The organism is Tannerella sp. (assembly GCF_052170195.1).
Lineage (GTDB): Bacteria > Bacteroidota > Bacteroidia > Bacteroidales > Tannerellaceae > Tannerella.
On sequence record NZ_JBQNAZ010000014.1, the window covers coordinates 1 to 16,852 of the forward strand.

Consider the following 16,852-nt stretch of genomic DNA (forward strand, 5'->3'; position numbering starts at 1 on the left):
AGGGCTTCGAGTAAGATGATTTTGTCTTTTTGAGTTTTACCGGACAGCAATAATCAATATTCATTCAGGCTTTCAGCCCTCCACTGAGAGGATAGCTTGTTTTTTCAATCTTCCGATTTAATTACTGAAAAAATTAGGAACTGTTGTTGTTGCCAAGTAACGGTTACTTCTTCAATCGTTTTAACAGAACGTACCGCATGGAGTTGTAGAAAACAGCGGTAGATAGATGTCCCGTGTTCCAGATTTCTACTTCCAGATTTCCATAGGCGGGAGCGTGCTCGTGAAGTGGTAAAAACGCGTCGTAGCGAGCCATAACCAGAAACGCATTGGGAGATTGATTTTTTTGCCATTGGGCTGAGAAATTTAAGTGTTGTGTAATGATTTTGTTCCGTTGGATTTCGTTTTCGGTAGTATTTTTCTTTGGGAAAATAAAAAACTTTTCGTGAGCCACCGTTCCTACTATCGGGACATAAAAGTCGGCCGAATTATACGTTACCCGATGTCTGTTTGCTATCACAGCTCCCAAGCTGAATCCGCCAATTTCAACGATCTGTACTCCTTTTTATCGTAAAGTACGGATCAGCATTTCGGTCAGTTTTACACTTGTTGCCATCGTTGCCATAAAGGTCGATAGGGTTGTCGTTCCCTGTTTCAATGCTCCTCTTTGCTTGTGAAAAGGAGTTCGGATTGCAATCAGGTTTACTTCCAAATCATTGAGTTTTTCTTTTTTGAAGATGTTCGAAAAAATTCCGTAAAAGGGATGTTCCGATGCTCCATGGTGGAAAATAAGAGTGTTGGAAGTGTTTGAATGCCATTTGTATACTAAAAATGCAGGGTCTAAAGTACCTGCTTTGGTAGAAGCCTTTACCTCGTATAATCCTTCGCTGTCCCAGTCGGGAATTTCCAAGTTTATGGCCTCCACATGTTCCGTAAAATCGACCGTTTCCACTCCATCCGGGAAATAAACAGGTTCGGAATAGGCCACTCTGTCTGCCCAAAAGGATAAATTAAACGCCGGAATTTCTTTTTTAATTGCGGGATCCGATGCTCGTACAACTGTTTTATCTATTCTTTCGTAAGGCGGATTCTGAAAAAGCCATAGGAGACCGATTGCGAAGCAAATAACAATTGGCAACAAGAACAAATAAGCCATTTTTTTGATTTTCATTTTTTGTAAGTTCTGAACTTTTAAGCAAAGTTAGCGCAGGAAGTCAAGCCCGGACAGGAACAAAGGGACAAGGAGAACTTATTGTATTTTGCGTGTGGCTCTTTTTATAATCCATTGAGTATGCGGATTCGCGGAGGTTTTCCAGCGTTCAATCAGAGGCAGAACAGCTTCTCGATTCACTTTCAACCAGTCGGTGAGATGGTTGGCAACCGATTTTTTCACGAAGAGTATTTCGTCTTCTTTCAGCCATTCCAAAATCCGGAAGACAGGTGCAGGATTTTCTATAAACGTATCCAGTTTAGTTGCCCAGGGCAATTTCGGGCGAAGTCCTTCACTGGCCAACCTGCGTAAATGGAAATTGGGCGATTTTGCCCATTTTTCGATGATTTTGAGCGAAGCTTCGGGATATTTCCGGATGTAAGGCCGGACGGCGTACTCTCCCGTATTCCTTTTGGTTATCTCTTCGATGGCTTTCATTGAAAGCTCGAAATGCTCGATGCCGTATTCCTGCACAAATTTTCCAATGGGCAAAATCCAATAATAGTGGGTAAACATCCCTGTTTCGTTGGGGTTTTCCTTGCCCAAAACAGCCATCAGGAGAGGCAAAGCCTTTTTGTAATCTGCCGGGAGGTAGTTTTTCAGAAGCTCGGCAAACGTAGCTACCCGTTGGGTGTAGGTTTGTCCAACGGTTCTTTTGTCGGTGTCTTGTATAAAACGGTCTGCATTAAACTCAGGATAAGCCTTGCCGATTTTTTCGGCTAACAATTGAGCGAGGTTTGCTCCGAACTTTTCAGTAATGCTGTAATCGGTTCCCATTTTTTTCGGTTTTTGAGACAAAAGTAATCTATTTTTTTAAGAGGAGAGAGAGGATTGTATTATGGCATTAGTTCTCTAATGTATTAAGCATAAAAAGGATTTGTCATAAACTTTTAAATGAATGTCCGCATATATGTCTAAAATTAATTATATATTACTGATATACAGAAATTTATTTCTTACTCCAATCCATACATCCAAATTATTGTTATTAAATAGTTTAATGGAGCTTTTAGATAAAAAAACGGATCCTCATAAACTTTTAATTAAAAAATAGATGAAAGAATCATGTATTAAATAAATAAAATGCGTATATTTGCCCGTGTATGGCATAAATAAACGACCATGAAACAAAATACAGCGGAACGATTTCTGATTTTAATTCAGCATCCTGAAAAATCACGATTTTTAGTTTCAGATCAAGTTAAAAATGTTGGCTTAATAGAGGCAATTTTACTTGACTTATCACTTGAAGGCACAATTAATCTAGAAGCAGGGAAATTGATACTTAAATCGACTGAAACGAAATTATCACTAGTGCATAAGAAGGTACTTAAGCAATTTGAAAAGTCCACAAAAACAAGAAAAATAAAAACGTGGATTTCAAGGTTATTAAAGTATAGTACGAGATATCAAAAAGAGATATTGTTGGCGCTTGAAAGAAAAGGATATGTAAAAATAGAGCAAAGGAAGTTCTTGTTTTTCAACTATTATAAAACACGTCTGACCAATACTACAGTTAGAGAGCAAATTATTAATGAGGTTAGAGATGTAATTTTTTATGCGAAACAAATAGATCATGATAAATCAATGATTATAGGCTTAATCAACGCGTGCAAAATGTATAAAGTCATTGGTAGAGATAGAAGAGAATTAAAAATTTGTAAGACAAAATTGCGAGAGATGATCATTCAAGCCAATTTGATATTCCAAGGAGTTGACAAGGTGATTAAAGAAATGGACGCGGCTATTCTTGCAGCTGTAGTTGCATCGACTGTGGCTGCTACGTCAACTTCAAATTAATTGATTTTTAATAATTAAATACGCTACAGAAAGCATTTGTGAAATATTACACCGATTGAAGATGAATAATTTATGTCATAAGACATAGGGTGTTTACCAGATGGGGTTCAGAGCAATTGGTAAGTTCATCGCTAACTGACAAGGGCAAAGACGTTTGACAATAGGCAAGCAAGAAATCCCATACGGCATATACCTTCACCGTTGTGTATTACCAAAAAAGTAAAACAAATGATAGAGTCGACAACAAAAAGTTATCCGAGCGTATCTCAAAGTTTTGGAATTACAGGAATACTCATCTTAGGAGTATTATTGTTTAGTCCTGTAGATTTACTATTAAACAAATTTATCGGAAAAGAAGCTTCAATGCTAATCTGTTATCTTTTATCCATTGGAATACCTTCCTGGATAGTGTATTTAATTAGAAAAAGAAAGACCGATGCTCATTCGTTTAATTTGACCGTTAAAAACAAGCGAATAATTCCATTCATAATTATAGCAGCAATAGTATTGCTTATGGGAGTAGTCGGACCAATTACGAGTTTAATACCGATTCCGGAAAGTTTTAAAAAGGCACTCATAGGCCTTGTAAGCCAGAGAGGCGTTTTTACTTTCATGTTAATGGTCATTGCTGCTCCGGTTTTAGAGGAATTCATATTTAGAGGAATAATCTTAGACGGGTTATTAAAAAGATATTCTCCAACAAAGTCTATTTTAGTTTCTAGTTTGCTTTTTGGATTGGTACATTTGAATCCTTGGCAATTTGTAACCGGATTCATAATAGGAATTTTTTCAGGATGGGTTTATTACAGAACCAGAAGTTTATCGTTTTCTATTATAATACATGCTGCAGCCAATTTGACTGGATTCTTGATGAGATTCTTTATAGATGTCGACTCATCCATGAATGCAAGCTTATTGGATATGTATAGTAGATTGATAAACTTGATATTAGTAATTGCAGGTTCGGTATTAATTGTGTCAGTCTGCGTCTATTTCTTACGTAAGGAATTTGAGAGATTAAAAGATAGGAATGGATGCATAGAAGATACAATATAGAGCCAATAGGTTTCAGTGGTATGCAAAGGTTTTTCGTATACCTTGGCGAGAATCGCCCAGATGGTGATTCTTCAAGCTGTTTCCACTTCCCTTAAACAATCCATCAAATAAAGTATATCACCTCCTGGTCCGTCCGAAGAGAGGTGCATTTTTACTCATTGGAACTTCCGTTTTGTTTGGATAAAACAAAGCGACAATATAGAGCTGATTCCACCTTCCGGAATCAGCCCTTACTTTTATCCTACGAAAAAAGTTTTATCGGACAACGATGAATTCTCTGATAGCTTTTTGTACCGCCCCTTTCTGCCCCATTTCATCCGAAAATGTAACATAATCGCTCTTTTTCGTAACATCGAAACAAGCAACTGTTGAATGGATCATCTAATTTCGCATCCGAAAAACAGATTGGATATGATACGTCGTGCATTGCTTCTTTTTGCTCTTGTTTATTGTTTGCCGGATGTAGTATTGCCTGCAGGTCAATCGACCGACGGGGGGCGCTGCCAAATCTCGTTCAACTCCGGATGGTTGTTTTCGAAGAATGAAGCCGACGCCGCCTTGCCGGATAGAACGACGGCCGGATGGCAAGCAGTACAGCTTCCTCATACCTGGAACGATAAGGATGTGCTGGCCGACGGACAGAGAGGGTACTACCGCGGCGTCGGCTGGTACAAAAAAAGATTTCGTCTTGTTCCCGAAAAGGGGAAAAGGTATTTCCTTCGGTTCGAAGGAGTAAATCAAACGGCCGAAGTGTTTGTAAACGGGAAACCAGCCGGAGAACATACGGGCGGTTACACCGCTTTCAACATCGATTTAACACCTTTCCTCGAGGCGTCGGGAGAGCAGTACATCGCCGTAAAAGCGGACAACAGCCATCGAGACGACGTGCCGCCCCTGTCCGCCGATTTCACTTTCTTCGGTGGCATATACCGGCCGGTACATCTGATCACCACGGGCGAACAGCATTTCAGCATGTCGGACTACGGAGGCCCCGGAATCTATATCACCACTCCCCGGGTAACGCCTCACAGCGCCGACGTAACCATCGCGTACCACCTGCAAAATCGCAGCGACGTGCCTCAAGCTCTGACGCTCGAGACCGTCGTCCGAAAAGACGTCGCCTCCGTCTTGGCGACGAAAACCACCGCGGTAACCATTCCCGCCTCCGGGGATACGGTTGTAACGGTAACCTGTTCGGACGTGCGGAATTTCGATCTGTGGAGCCCCGATCATCCGGCTTTGTATTACGTGGAGAGCCTGCTGGAACAATCGGGCAAACGAGTCGACAACCTGTCGCAGCCCCTCGGGTTCAGATGGTTTCGTTTCGATCCGGAAAAAGGCTTTTTCATCAATGGGAAAAACATCAAGCTGATGGGCGCGAACCGCCATCAGGACAGGATACCCTACGGCAATGCGTTGAGCAACGACATGCACCGGCAGGATCTGCGCCTGCTCAAAGAGATGGGAGGCAACTTTCTGCGCAACGCGCATTATCCGCAGGCTGATGAAGTGCTGGATCAGGCCGACCGGCTGGGCTTTGCCGTATGGGAAGAGATTCCTCTTGTAAACGAAGTGACCGTCGGTCCGCAACATACCGAGAACGCGACCGTGATGCTCAAAGAGATGATCAAGCAGCATTACAACCACCCTTCGGTAGTGATCTGGGCCTATATGAACGAGATCTACTGGGCGCACCGGTTTAAGCCGCAGGAGGAGATTGCCGGAAGGAACCGGGCGACGCTCGAACTGGCGCGGCATCTCGAAAACGTTGCACGGGAACTCGATCCGCATCGATATACGGCCATGGCGATGCACAATTATCCCGCCTACGAGGAGACCGGGCTGGGAGATATCCCGATGATTGCCGGCTGGAACCTGTATCACGGTTGGTATTACGGCAAATACGAAGATTTCGGGACGTTTATGGACGAACAGCGGCGCAAATACCCGAAGCGCATTCATTTGATCAGCGAATACGGGGCAGGCTCCGATGTGCGGTTGTATTCCGAAAAACCGGAGAAGTTCGACTTCACGATCGAAGAGCAGATCCGTTTCACCCGTTCCATCACCACGCAAATCCTCGACCGGCCTTATATTGCCGGAGGCGCGCTGTGGAATCTGATCGATTTCAGTTCCGAAAGAAGGGTGGACGCCACTTCCCACATCAACAACAAAGGATTGGCAACGGCCGACAGAAAACCCAAAGACGCCTATTATCTGATGCAGGCGTTGCTGTCGGAAAAGCCGGTAGCGCGATTGGGATATCCTTTCCGCAACCGGTGGCTACACGCCGCGGCCTCGCCTTCCGACACGCTGGTGCCTGTGCGAATGCACGCATTCTCGAATCAAAAGAGCGTATCGCTGTATGTAGACAACCGTCTCTTCGGAGAAGCGGAAGTGAAAAACGGGATGGCGGAGTGGGAGATGAAGCTCGCTCCGGGGAAGCATCTGTTGTCTCTCGCGCCGAACAGTCCCGACACACCGGAGAAGCAGATCGAGGCTCGGCTGATTCCGTTCCGTCCGGATGGAAAGACGCCGGAGCTGGCAATGAATGTCGGATCGAATTATGCTTTTATCGACACTCGCACAGATCTCTACTGGCTTCCCGAACGGATGTACGAAAAGGGCAGCTGGGGCGTCGTGGGCGGAGAACCGCTTTACGTGGGAGGCAAAGTGGGAACCAAGGAGGACATCCTCGCCGTGGACGAAGAAGACCCTCTCTACCAGACGATGCGTGTAAACCCGGAGGGATTCGGAGCCGACCTGCCCGACGGAACGTACGAGATCGAGCTGTTGATGGTGGACTACGTAAAAAAATCGCGGCGCTTTGCCGACGAGGACAAAGAAATTGCCTACGAACCGGGGCAGAGAGTCTTCGGAATATCGGTCAACGGAACGTCGATTCTTCCCGAAATCGATCTGGGCGGCAGCTACGGTCTGAATGTGCCGTGCAGGCTCACCTTCAGATACACGGTAACAGGCAATGCCGGATTATTGATCAAATTTCATCCCGTCGGCGGAGAACCTGTATTAAGCGCCGTTCGCATACGGGCTGTCGGATTTTAGCGGATATGGATGTAACAAGGGTCTGTGTAACATAATTCCTCTTTTTGGTAACCGTATAAATGATAGATATCGATAAATTAAGATTAACTTCGCAAAACGAATCATGAGAAAGTGCGCGTAGATTTATTCGGGATTCGGCTTTAAGAAGAACATACAACATGATTAGATGACAAACAATTAGACACTTTTATTTTCTAAAAAGACAATCATTGAAAAACAGAACGAATGAAAAGACTCTTATTTCTTACAGTTACAGCCCTCTGCTTTCTGGTCGCAGGGATGTCGACACAAGCTCAAACCTATGAGATACAGGGCACAATTGTCGATGCCGATACGCAGGAGCCTCTTCCCGGAGCAGCGGTGTACGATCAGGCCAATTACAACGGCACGGCCACCGATCTGGAAGGGCATTTCCGTTTGACCGGTCTGAAAAGCGGAAAAACCGTGCTTACCTTTTCCTATCTGGGGTACAAGACCGAAGAAAAAACCGTGAACATGCCTGCCGACCATCATCAGGTGATGACGATCCGTTTGTCGCCGGCAGACAAGATGCTGGCCGAAGTGGTCGTCGTGGGCAGCTTCGAAGGTCAGCAGCGGGCGCTCAACCAGCAACGGGCTGCCGATAACATCAAGAACGTCGTTTCGGCCGACCTCATCGGAAAATTTCCCGATAAGAACGTGGCGGAGGCATTGCAGCGACTGCCCGGCATCAACATCGCCCGCGACAAAGGCGAGGGTTCTACCGTCTCCATACGCGGTACGCCGCAGCATTTCACCAACATCAGCATCAACGGCGAGCAGCTCGCGTCGGTACAGCAGAGCGGAACGAGAACCGAATCGCTCGATCTGATTCCCGCAGACCAGCTCGGTTCCATCGAGATCACCAAAGCATTGACGGCCGATATGGACGGCGATGCGGTGGGCGGAAACATCAACCTGAGAACTCCGACCGCCAGATCGGATAAATTCCGCATCAAGGGAGACCTCGGGATGGGATTCAACGACCTCTCCGGGAAGCTGAACTACATCGGCAAACTGCAATTCAGCCGGCGCTTCTTCCGCGACGCGAACACCTCGCAGGGACGTTTCGGCGTGCTGATCAGCGGGAGCTATTACGGCAACAACAACTCCGAAGACCGCATGGATGCTTCCTGGTCGGGCATCAGGAAGCCGGTCGAGATGGTGAACGAACGCCTTATCATGCCGGAAGATTTTCAGTTCCGAAAGACGGAGAACAAACGTACACGCGTAGGCACGACCGTTACCCTCGACTACAAGGTGAAACATCACGAAATCGTCTTCAACTATATGTACAATTACCGGAAAGACGACGACGTGCGCAATCGTCTGCGATTCGATTTCAACAGAAACGGGTCGGAATGGATTACGCACGACAGCCTGAGACGCGGAAGAATACGCCGCGATATAAATCTTTGGAAAGAGATCAAGTCGAACCACAACTTCAACCTCGAAGGGACCCACCGGTTTGGTCGCTGGACGCTCGATTGGGGTACGTTCTATACCGTTTCGAAGCGAGACCATACCAGTACCCGGGGCGATTTCGCGCGCAACGATGTAACCATCGTAGCCGACAATCCGCGGGGGGTATTGGCCGAGGTGCCTCAGTTCAGACCGATCGTCCCGTTGAATATCAAAAATCCGCTGTTGTTCGATAATTTCAGGAGGTACGAAGAAGATATGGGAACGACCGACGCCTCGAATCTCGTGGGGAAATTCAATCTTCAGAAAAACTACATGCTGAAAGATTACGCGGGGGTCTTCAAATTCGGAGGAAAGGTGAGGAGTGTAACGAACGATAAGTACCGGAACAACCGGGTGCTCTCTTTCTTCGATCCGAATCAGGAGGTAAATCTGGCCGAGGCTTTTGCGCACGTTTCCGGAACTACCGAACCCAAGGAATTTCTGAACGGGAGGTATGCGTTCGGCCCCAGAGTAGATAAAGAAAAGTTTACCCGTTATATGGCTGCGCACCGGCGATTGCTTACCGAGTCGGACGACTCGTGGGATGCTGAACGGCTGTCGAAGAACGATACCTACAACGCGAAGGAGAACGTATACGCTGCCTATCTGATCAACCGCATCCAGATAAAAAAGATTCTGTTAATTGCCGGAGTGCGGTACGAGTACAACGACGTAAATTACAGTGCGTTCGATGTGAAGCGGTCGGGCACGAAGATCGTAGCGACTCCCATCAGCGGCGGAACAAACTACGGCTTTCTGTTGCCGAGCGTACACGTCAAGTACAGCCTCGATGAGCTCACCAATTTCCGGTTTGCCTATACCCATTCTTACGCCAAACCCAACTTCGTGGATATCGTACCGTTTATCAATTACGATGCCGATGCGGCGCGGCTGTTTATCGGGAACACCAACCTGAAACCTTCGCTGTCGAACAACATCGACCTGATGTTCGAGAAGTACAACCGCAGCGGCGGAGTCGTTTCCGCCGGACTGTTCTACAAGAACATGAACCGTTTTCAGTTCACGAGAATCATTCCTTCGCTCATCGAAGACTATCCCGGCTTCCCTCAAACGGCCGGCTTCGAGTTCCGTCAGGAGCAGAACGGCGAAAGAGCGACGGTCTACGGTTTCGAGTTTAATTTTATGCGCAAGCTCAATTTCCTCCCCGGAGCGATGAAAGGTTTGAGCGCCTACCTCAATTATACCTTCACCGGAAGCGATGCCAGCACGCAGGACCGGAGCAACATGCGGCTGCCCGGACAGGCCATGCATACCGGAAACGCCTCGCTTTCGTGGGACTACAAAGGGTTCAGCAGCAAGGCCAGCCTCAACTACAACGGCTCGTACATCCATTCAGTGGCCAGCAACGAGAACGACGATATTATTCAGGACGACCGGTTTCAACTGGATCTGAATCTCTCGCAGCAGATCACGAAGAGGATCAGCCTCTATGCCGAGTTTGTGAACATTACGAACTCACCCGCCCGTCAGTATCAGGGAAACAGCAATCAGATCTCACGCCTTGCCTATTTCGGCTGGTGGACGCGGTTCGGTATCACTTACAGACTTTAATCCCCATGGTTGCAAAAGAAAAACATAAAAAAACAGAGAACATGAAATTCAAATGGGTATTCTTTTTTTTGATGGTTGGGCTGATACTTGCAGGATGCGAGAGGGAGCAGGAGATCGAGCTTCCCGAAGCAACGGTCGTCGTTGAAAATTACGATGGAAACGCCATTGTTCAGGAGCCTGCGGGCGAGGTGGAACTAAGCATCGTCTCCCAGTCGCTGGCCGGAATAAAGAAGCTCGAAGTGCTCGCCAACGAGTCGGTTATAGAGACGCTGGAGACGGAGGAACTGTTCACGCACCGATACGCCTACACCTATCGTGTGGCGAAGGACGCTCAAACGGGCGATGAAGTCAGGCTCGTTTTCAGGATGGAAGACCAGAGAGGACGAACCGTTTCTTCTCCCGCGGTAATCATACGAGTGGACGAGCCGTTCAGGATCGTCGATTTTGTCCGGGGCGGACATACGTTTCGGAAAATTTACGGAAGAATCAACAAAGACCTTACCCTCACGAAGAAAGAAAAATGGCTGGTCGACAGCATTGTGAGCGTGGATCAGGGAGCGACGCTTACGATCGAGCCGGGCACGACGGTCTATTTCCGCACGTTCTCGAACAACGACAAACTCAGCCTGCTTTCCGTGATGCGGGGAGGCAAGATCGTGGCCGAAGGCACACGCACCGAACCGATTGTTTTCACAAGCGATAAAACGCTTTCGGGAAATCCCGTCCGCGGAGACTGGGGAGGCGTATCAATTCACGGGAACGCTCCTACGAATGCAGGGAAGACGGTGCTGCGCGACGGATTCAGGTACGGAGGCACCCACGTTTCGGACAACTCGGGACGCTTGCGCTTCGTCCGGATCGAATACGCGGGAAAGAAACAGTATCACGCCTTGCAACTGTTCGGAGTGGGCAGCGGCACGAAACTCGAATACGTTCAGGTGTTCGAATGTTATAACAACGCGTTCCGGATACGGGGCGGAAGAGTCTCTCTAAAATACATCTCCGGCATTCAACACGGCGGTTACGGCATCTGGGTCGACGAAGGATGGCAGGGCAACGGTCAGTTCTGGCTGTTCCAAACCGGCATCAAGGCCACGCTTATCCCCGTCAATTACTGGAATCAGGCGCGCAGCATCGAATTCCGGAACGACGATTCGTTCTACGAAAAAGAGCCACGCACCACGTTTAAGCTCAGCAACCTTACGCTGATCGGCAACGGATACGCCGAAGGTACCGATCATGGCACGCGGCGCGGCATCAGAATCAGAACGGGAGCGCAAGGGCTTCTGCATAACGCCATCGTTACGCAATTTCCGAGCGATGCCGTGCGTGTGGAAGACCTCCCGATCGAGACGCTGGGGAGCAGCATGCTTATCGACAACATGCGCTCTTACGACAACTTGGCCAACTGGGAGCAGGAGGCAAAAGACTATTTCTTTAAAAGCAATCGCTACAACCTGAAAGAGAAGCCCGTCGGAGGCATCTCCATCGACGATTTTACGGGAGTCGAACTTAGTCCCTACAACCCTACGGCCATGAGCAGCTGGTTTACGAGCGCCCCCTATATCGGCGCGGTAGATCCGAAGAACGACTGGACGGCCGGCGGTTCGTGGTTTAAAAATAAGGATGGTTCCTTCAGATAACCGATATGAATTTATTAACGATAAAACAGTACGTACAATGAAACCAAAAAAACATGAATGGATAATGGCTGCACTGTTTCTGGCAGCAATTATCGGCGGCACATCCTGCAAAGACGACAAGCCTCAGCTCGCTACCCCCAAGATTGCGATAACAGGCGCCGATTCCATCGATCTGGCACCGGGAGAAACAGTAAAGATCTCTCTCGCTCTGGAAGGAGACGGAGGAGCCAAATCGGTGGTTGTTACGAAGAACGGAGGATTCCTCAAGGAGTTTCCGGTACATCCTACGGCAACCCAGTTTGTATATACCACGGAGGCATTGCCTAATAGCCTGAAAGAAGGAGAAATGCTCCGATACGGCTTTATCCTCAGCAACACCAACGACGTTGACAGCAAAGAGATTCCGTTTGTAATCAAAACGGCTCTTTACCCAAAGATTAAGGTTGGTGAAACCGAACTGTACAGCTTGAATGTCGGAACCGACGGCATCGTGCCTTCGGGCAGCGAAATTACCCTGATCAAAAAACGGAATTATCTTGTTCCTTATGCGCTTACCTTCGAGGCCGGCTCGAAGCTGAAAATCGAAGAAGGCGTACATGTGTACATGAATGCGAAAGCGGCGTCACCCGTCAAGATCGAGATTCAGGGCGAGGCGGATATCGTCGGTACGGCTTCGGCTCCCGTCGTATTTACCAGCTCCAAAACGCTGACACCCGCAGAGCCGGCCAAGAGCGGAGACTGGTCGGAGTTCCGCCTGAGCGGTCCGGAGTCTGCCTCCTCGAACGGAAAAGTGAGCTATGTGCGGATAGAGTATGCCGGCGAACGTTCTTTTCGGCTTGCAAACGTAAGCGAAGCGACCCAAATCGACCATGTGCAGGTGTACCGGTCGTCCGGCGAAGGCGTCATGATTACCGACGGAAAAGCCCGGTTGAAATACATCGTAGCTACCGACTGTGAAGGCGGTTCTTACCGGTTGGGAGACAAATACGCCGGGAAGATGCAGTTCCTCCTCTCCGTCAACTCACAATACTTCAAGGAAAACGACGATTTCACCATCCGTGAAAAGGCTTCCCCCGTCGTATCGAACGTTACCCTGTTGGGCCCCGGCGCCGAAACAAAAAAGAATACACACGGCATGCGGATGAGAGGCAGTTCCACCCCGAAAGTATACAATTCGGTTATTGCCGAATTCCCGAGAAGAGGCATCAGAGTTGCCGAAGAAGTAAAAATAACCGACCTCAACGGTTCGGCAGTATTTGCCTATTCCTATGTGTTCAACGTACCCAAAGACCCGTTCCGCGATCTGGCCAAAGCGTTTGCCGGCACTTTCAATGCCGATGGGACCATTGCCTCCAATCCGTTCCATAATAATGCGACCAAGCTGGAAGAAGGGAACTATACGCTCAAACCCATCGGAGGGATCGGTGTCAAAGACTTTGTCCCCGATACCGAACCGAAGAGCACATTCAATCCCGCTTCGTTAGACGCGTTCTTTTCGGCGGCCGAATTTGCGGGAGCAGTGAAGAATGCTGCGGAGGACTGGACAAAAGGTTGGGTGAAAAATCCTGATGGAACCATCAGATAAAAGAACAATCTCCGACAGATGCCTGTTTCTTCACAAAGGAGCAGGTATCTGCCCGATGAAAGACAAGAAAAATGAAAACAGGTCATCTCTTTTTCATCCTCCTACTTCTGACAGGAAGCTGCCGGTTGACGGCACAAGAGGTATCGCCCGAATTGCAGGCTAAATGGGATAAGGAAAGTTCCGAACCTCAAACGCCCCTGTTACGCTATGTTCCGTCGTCGCTGCCCGACCGGATCACGCTCGTTCCTTTATCGGCCGGGGCGAAGGAGATCGCCGTTACGTGGAGAACCGATACCACCGTAAAAAGCGGAACGATAGAAATCATCCCTGGCAACTCGATCACCTTTCCCAAAGATCGGCGCGAACGGATAGAGAGCACTTTCAGCGTCGTTCGATACAAAGACTATCCGATGCACTACCACAAGGCGGTTCTCCGCAACCTGTTCCCCGGCAACATCTATAAATACAGAGTGGGAAACTCTCCGCAGTGGAGTGCCTGGCATACTTACAAACATGAACATTTCACCGATACGATAAGCCTGCTTTATTTCGGCGATACGCAAAACGGCATCTACAATCATGCGGCAAAAATTTACAAACAGGCGATTCGAAAATTCGACCGGGCAAAGCTCGCAGTATACATCGGCGACCTCATCAATCATGCCAACAACGATTACGAATGGACCGAATGGCATACGGCGACCGACGATGTGAACACCTCCATGCCGGTGATCGCCACACCGGGCAACCACGAATATCTGAAAGACTTAAACGGTCGGAAAGTACAGCTCTCCGCCTATTGGACTTCCACTTTCCCATTCTCCTACACGTGGGATGCAGGCCCGTTCTACCTCGATTTCGGCTTTGTCCGCTTTATCGTGTTAAATTCGAACGAGAAGCTCGACGAACAGGGGCGATGGCTCGATTCGGTGTTGAACGAGACCACACAGGACTGGACGGTACTCGTGTGGCACCATCCCGTATTTTCGGGAGCACGGAACCGTGTCAACAAGGGATTGCAGGAGAACTGGCTGCCGGTGATAGAGAAGTACCGCGACAAGATTGGGCTGGTCTTGCAAGGACACGACCATACCTATGCGCGGGGCGGGTTGCCCGAACGCAACAAAAGCCGGACCCATCCGTCGTATCCCGTATTTACCGTTACAGTAACCGGAAATAAATTCTACGATTTGGAAACGCAGCCGTGGATGGACGTGGCCGTTCCCAACGTCAGCTCGTATCAATACATCGAAATCACAAAAGATAAGATCGTTTACAAAGCGTACAGCGAGACCGATCATCTGTTGGACGAATTTGAAATCCGTAAATGAGTATGTGCGCCGGAAAGAACCTTCTCGCCTTCGTCGTCTGTTACATCGTTCTACCTCTAACCCTCACGGCACAAGCCGATTGTTCCTTTAAGTGGCTCGATGAAAAGACCCTTTGTGTAACCGACGGCGTAAGTGAACAGGTCTATCTCTGGGATAAAGGAATGCTGCGGCTTTTACGGGCAAGGCCGTTGTCACGGACAGCGAGCGACCTGTTTCCCACAGCCTCCTCCGACAGGAGCAGCGACGGCGACAGCCCCGTCGCCACATCGTGGGAGATCATCCGGTCGGAGGCAACCGAAAGGCGTTCGGCATATACGCGGATAGACCTGCACGCCGCTTTCAAAGAGTATGAACTGACGCGTAGCCTGTGTATCTACGACGATTGCCCGGGGATTGAATGGCGGCTTTCCATGAAAGGGAAGAACAGCCTGTTCCCGGCTACCTGCTCGACCGACTCCGATCCGGTCGAACATTCCGAACGATTGCAAGGCGACCGGCCGCACTACTTTTTCATGCCTTTCTCCGTGCCGCATTTTGGTGTCCGAGTCGTCTCTTTCCGCGAAGCGACCGACCACCATACCAACATCGTCCGGTCGAGCAGCGAGCTTCCCTACCGCAAACCTCAATATTACAGAGGGTCGATTTTGCTGGCCAATCGTAACGGGCAAAACAACGAGGTGCATCTGGCCGTAAAGATGGCGCCGTTGCAGGAGGCGCAGTCCGCTTACGCGGGCTTCGATTTCAGCACCGATTTCACCGGCTTCAAGGTGCATTCGCCCGGGTTCGACTTTTCCGACGGGTGCGATACCTGCCGACAAGAGGCGTATCCCCTGTTCTCGGTGATGTATGCCGGCAGCGAAGAGGAAGCGCTCGATAGGTACAAAAAATACGAGCTGGCGGTTCATAAATACCTCCCTCATCGTGACAATACGTTGACGATGAACACTTGGGGCGACCGCAACAAGGACAGCCGCATCAACGAATCGTTTATCCTCAACGAATTGGAGGCGGCTGCCGCTCTGGGTATTACCCACTATCAGATCGACGACGGATGGCAACAAGGCTTGTCGAAAAACTCGGCCGAAAAAACCAACCTTTTATGGGACGACTGGCAGGCGTCGGATTGGGAGGTAAACAGCACGCGCTTTCCGCATGGACTGAAGAAAGTGAAAGAGAAGGCCGACTCGTTGGGCATATCGCTCGGACTTTGGTTCAACCCTTCCAAGAACGACCGGTATGCCGCATGGGAGCGCGACCGGAATATCCTGCTCGATTTGCATCGCAAGCACGGAATATCCTGGATAAAAATCGACGGGGTGGAAATCGGAGACCGCCTGTCGGAGAGCCGTGTGTATCGAATGCTGCGCGAAGCTCAGAAGGAGAGCGCCAATCGTTTGCAGTTCAATATGGATGTGACGGCAGGAAAGCGGGGAGGCTTCTTCTACTTTCATCGTTTCGGAAACATCTTTCTCGAAAACCGGTATACCGACTGGGGGAACTATTACCCTCACTTGACCCTCCGAAACATCTGGTCTCTGGCCAAATATGTTCCCGTGCAACGGATTCAGGTGGAATGGCTCAATAAATGGCGCAACGCGAACCGGTATCCGCCGGACGATCCTCTGAGGCCGATGGAGGTACCTTTCGACTATCTCTTTGCCGTTACCATGATGGGGCAACCGCTCGCCTGGATGGAAGCGACAGGCCTGCCCGCCGAAGCTTTTGAGGTCTCCCGACTGATTCGCCTTTGGCAGTCGGAAAGAGGCCGAATGCAGAAGGGCGTTATCCGCCCGATAGGAGAGGAGCCTGACGGATATAGTTTTCCCGGCTTTATGAGCACCTCCGGCCATCGGATCTACGTGCTTTTATTCCGGGAGCACACGTCGCTGCCGGAAGGGAAGTACGACGTATCGCCGGCCGATATCGGAGGAAAGCGTTTTGTGAAGCTCGCCGGTGAAGGTGAAGTCGCTCATGTCGATAACCATACCGTGAAGGTGAACTATCCCCAACCATTCGGCTTCGTCTGGGGCTATTTCGAGTGATAAGGATATGTTTTTTACGCGACTCCGGGATAAAAAACTATCAACCAGTTGTTTGCACTGTTAAAAAA

11 protein-coding genes are annotated in these 16,852 nt (G+C 48.8%); 8 read left to right on the plus strand and 3 right to left on the minus strand.

Translation table 11 applies throughout. The features are described 5' to 3' along the window. Positions 1–163: 163 nt before the first annotated feature. The 3 genes from ACTTKA_RS05665 to ACTTKA_RS05675 all read right to left on the minus strand — a co-directional run bounded on the left by ACTTKA_RS05665 (position 164) and on the right by ACTTKA_RS05675 (position 1,984). Positions 164–517, minus strand: coding sequence for a hypothetical protein (locus tag ACTTKA_RS05665; protein WP_442724271.1), 354 nt, complete (start codon positions 515–517; stop codon positions 164–166). 45 nt (positions 518–562) lie between these two features. Further along, on the minus strand, positions 563–985 hold the full coding sequence (locus ACTTKA_RS05670) for a hypothetical protein (RefSeq protein ID WP_442724272.1): 423 nt from the start codon (positions 983–985) through the stop codon (positions 563–565). Between the two features lie 261 nt (positions 986–1,246). Beyond that, positions 1,247–1,984 carry a DNA alkylation repair protein gene (locus tag ACTTKA_RS05675; protein ID WP_442724273.1) on the minus strand — a complete coding sequence of 246 codons (738 nt, stop codon included), beginning with the start codon at positions 1,982–1,984 and terminating at the stop codon, positions 1,247–1,249. 345 nt (positions 1,985–2,329) lie between these two features. On the opposite strand from ACTTKA_RS05675, the gene ACTTKA_RS05680 reads away from it, so the two are divergent. The 8 genes from ACTTKA_RS05680 (at position 2,330) to ACTTKA_RS05715 (ending at position 16,784) form a co-directional block, all read left to right on the plus strand. Further along, positions 2,330–3,007: a GOLPH3/VPS74 family protein gene (locus ACTTKA_RS05680; RefSeq protein ID WP_442724274.1), complete on the plus strand. Its 678-nt coding sequence runs from the start codon at positions 2,330–2,332 to the stop codon at positions 3,005–3,007. A gap of 228 nt (positions 3,008–3,235) precedes the next feature. Next, positions 3,236–4,063 (plus strand): CPBP family intramembrane glutamic endopeptidase, encoded by an 828-nt coding sequence (locus ACTTKA_RS05685; protein WP_442724275.1) that lies wholly within the window; start codon positions 3,236–3,238, stop codon positions 4,061–4,063. Between the two features lie 411 nt (positions 4,064–4,474). Next, positions 4,475–7,129, plus strand: coding sequence for a glycoside hydrolase family 2 TIM barrel-domain containing protein (locus tag ACTTKA_RS05690; protein WP_442724276.1), 2,655 nt, complete (start codon positions 4,475–4,477; stop codon positions 7,127–7,129). 225 nt (positions 7,130–7,354) lie between these two features. Beyond that, positions 7,355–10,183, plus strand: coding sequence for a TonB-dependent receptor (locus ACTTKA_RS05695; protein WP_442724277.1), 2,829 nt, complete (start codon positions 7,355–7,357; stop codon positions 10,181–10,183). A 41-nt stretch (positions 10,184–10,224) separates the two neighbouring features. After that, a complete protein-coding gene (locus ACTTKA_RS05700; RefSeq protein WP_442724278.1) occupies positions 10,225–11,826 on the plus strand; it encodes a hypothetical protein in 1,602 nt (533 codons plus the stop codon). Between the two features lie 37 nt (positions 11,827–11,863). Further along, entirely contained in the window at positions 11,864–13,411 is a 1,548-nt protein-coding gene (locus ACTTKA_RS05705) for a hypothetical protein (protein ID WP_442724279.1), read from the plus strand. 71 nt (positions 13,412–13,482) lie between these two features. Further along, positions 13,483–14,742 carry a metallophosphoesterase gene (locus ACTTKA_RS05710; RefSeq protein WP_442724280.1) on the plus strand — a complete coding sequence of 420 codons (1,260 nt, stop codon included), beginning with the start codon at positions 13,483–13,485 and terminating at the stop codon, positions 14,740–14,742. A gap of 2 nt (positions 14,743–14,744) precedes the next feature. After that, positions 14,745–16,784: an alpha-galactosidase gene (locus tag ACTTKA_RS05715; protein ID WP_442724281.1), complete on the plus strand. Its 2,040-nt coding sequence runs from the start codon at positions 14,745–14,747 to the stop codon at positions 16,782–16,784. Positions 16,785–16,852 lie beyond the last annotated feature (68 nt).

Bases quoted from the DNA above. Each gene is read 5' to 3' on its own strand.
- ACTTKA_RS05675 (WP_442724273.1), bottom strand. From the start codon at position 1,984: ATGGGAACCGATTACAGCATTACTGAAAAGTTCGGAGCAAACCTCGCT.
- ACTTKA_RS05680 (WP_442724274.1), top strand. From the start codon at position 2,330: ATGAAACAAAATACAGCGGAACGATTTCTGATTTTAATTCAGCATCCT.
- ACTTKA_RS05685 (WP_442724275.1), top strand. From the start codon at position 3,236: ATGATAGAGTCGACAACAAAAAGTTATCCGAGCGTATCTCAAAGTTTT.
- ACTTKA_RS05690 (WP_442724276.1), top strand. From the start codon at position 4,475: ATGATACGTCGTGCATTGCTTCTTTTTGCTCTTGTTTATTGTTTGCCG.
- ACTTKA_RS05695 (WP_442724277.1), top strand. From the start codon at position 7,355: ATGAAAAGACTCTTATTTCTTACAGTTACAGCCCTCTGCTTTCTGGTC.
- ACTTKA_RS05700 (WP_442724278.1), top strand. From the start codon at position 10,225: ATGAAATTCAAATGGGTATTCTTTTTTTTGATGGTTGGGCTGATACTT.
- ACTTKA_RS05705 (WP_442724279.1), top strand. From the start codon at position 11,864: ATGAAACCAAAAAAACATGAATGGATAATGGCTGCACTGTTTCTGGCA.
- ACTTKA_RS05710 (WP_442724280.1), top strand. From the start codon at position 13,483: ATGAAAACAGGTCATCTCTTTTTCATCCTCCTACTTCTGACAGGAAGC.
- ACTTKA_RS05715 (WP_442724281.1), top strand. From the start codon at position 14,745: ATGTGCGCCGGAAAGAACCTTCTCGCCTTCGTCGTCTGTTACATCGTT.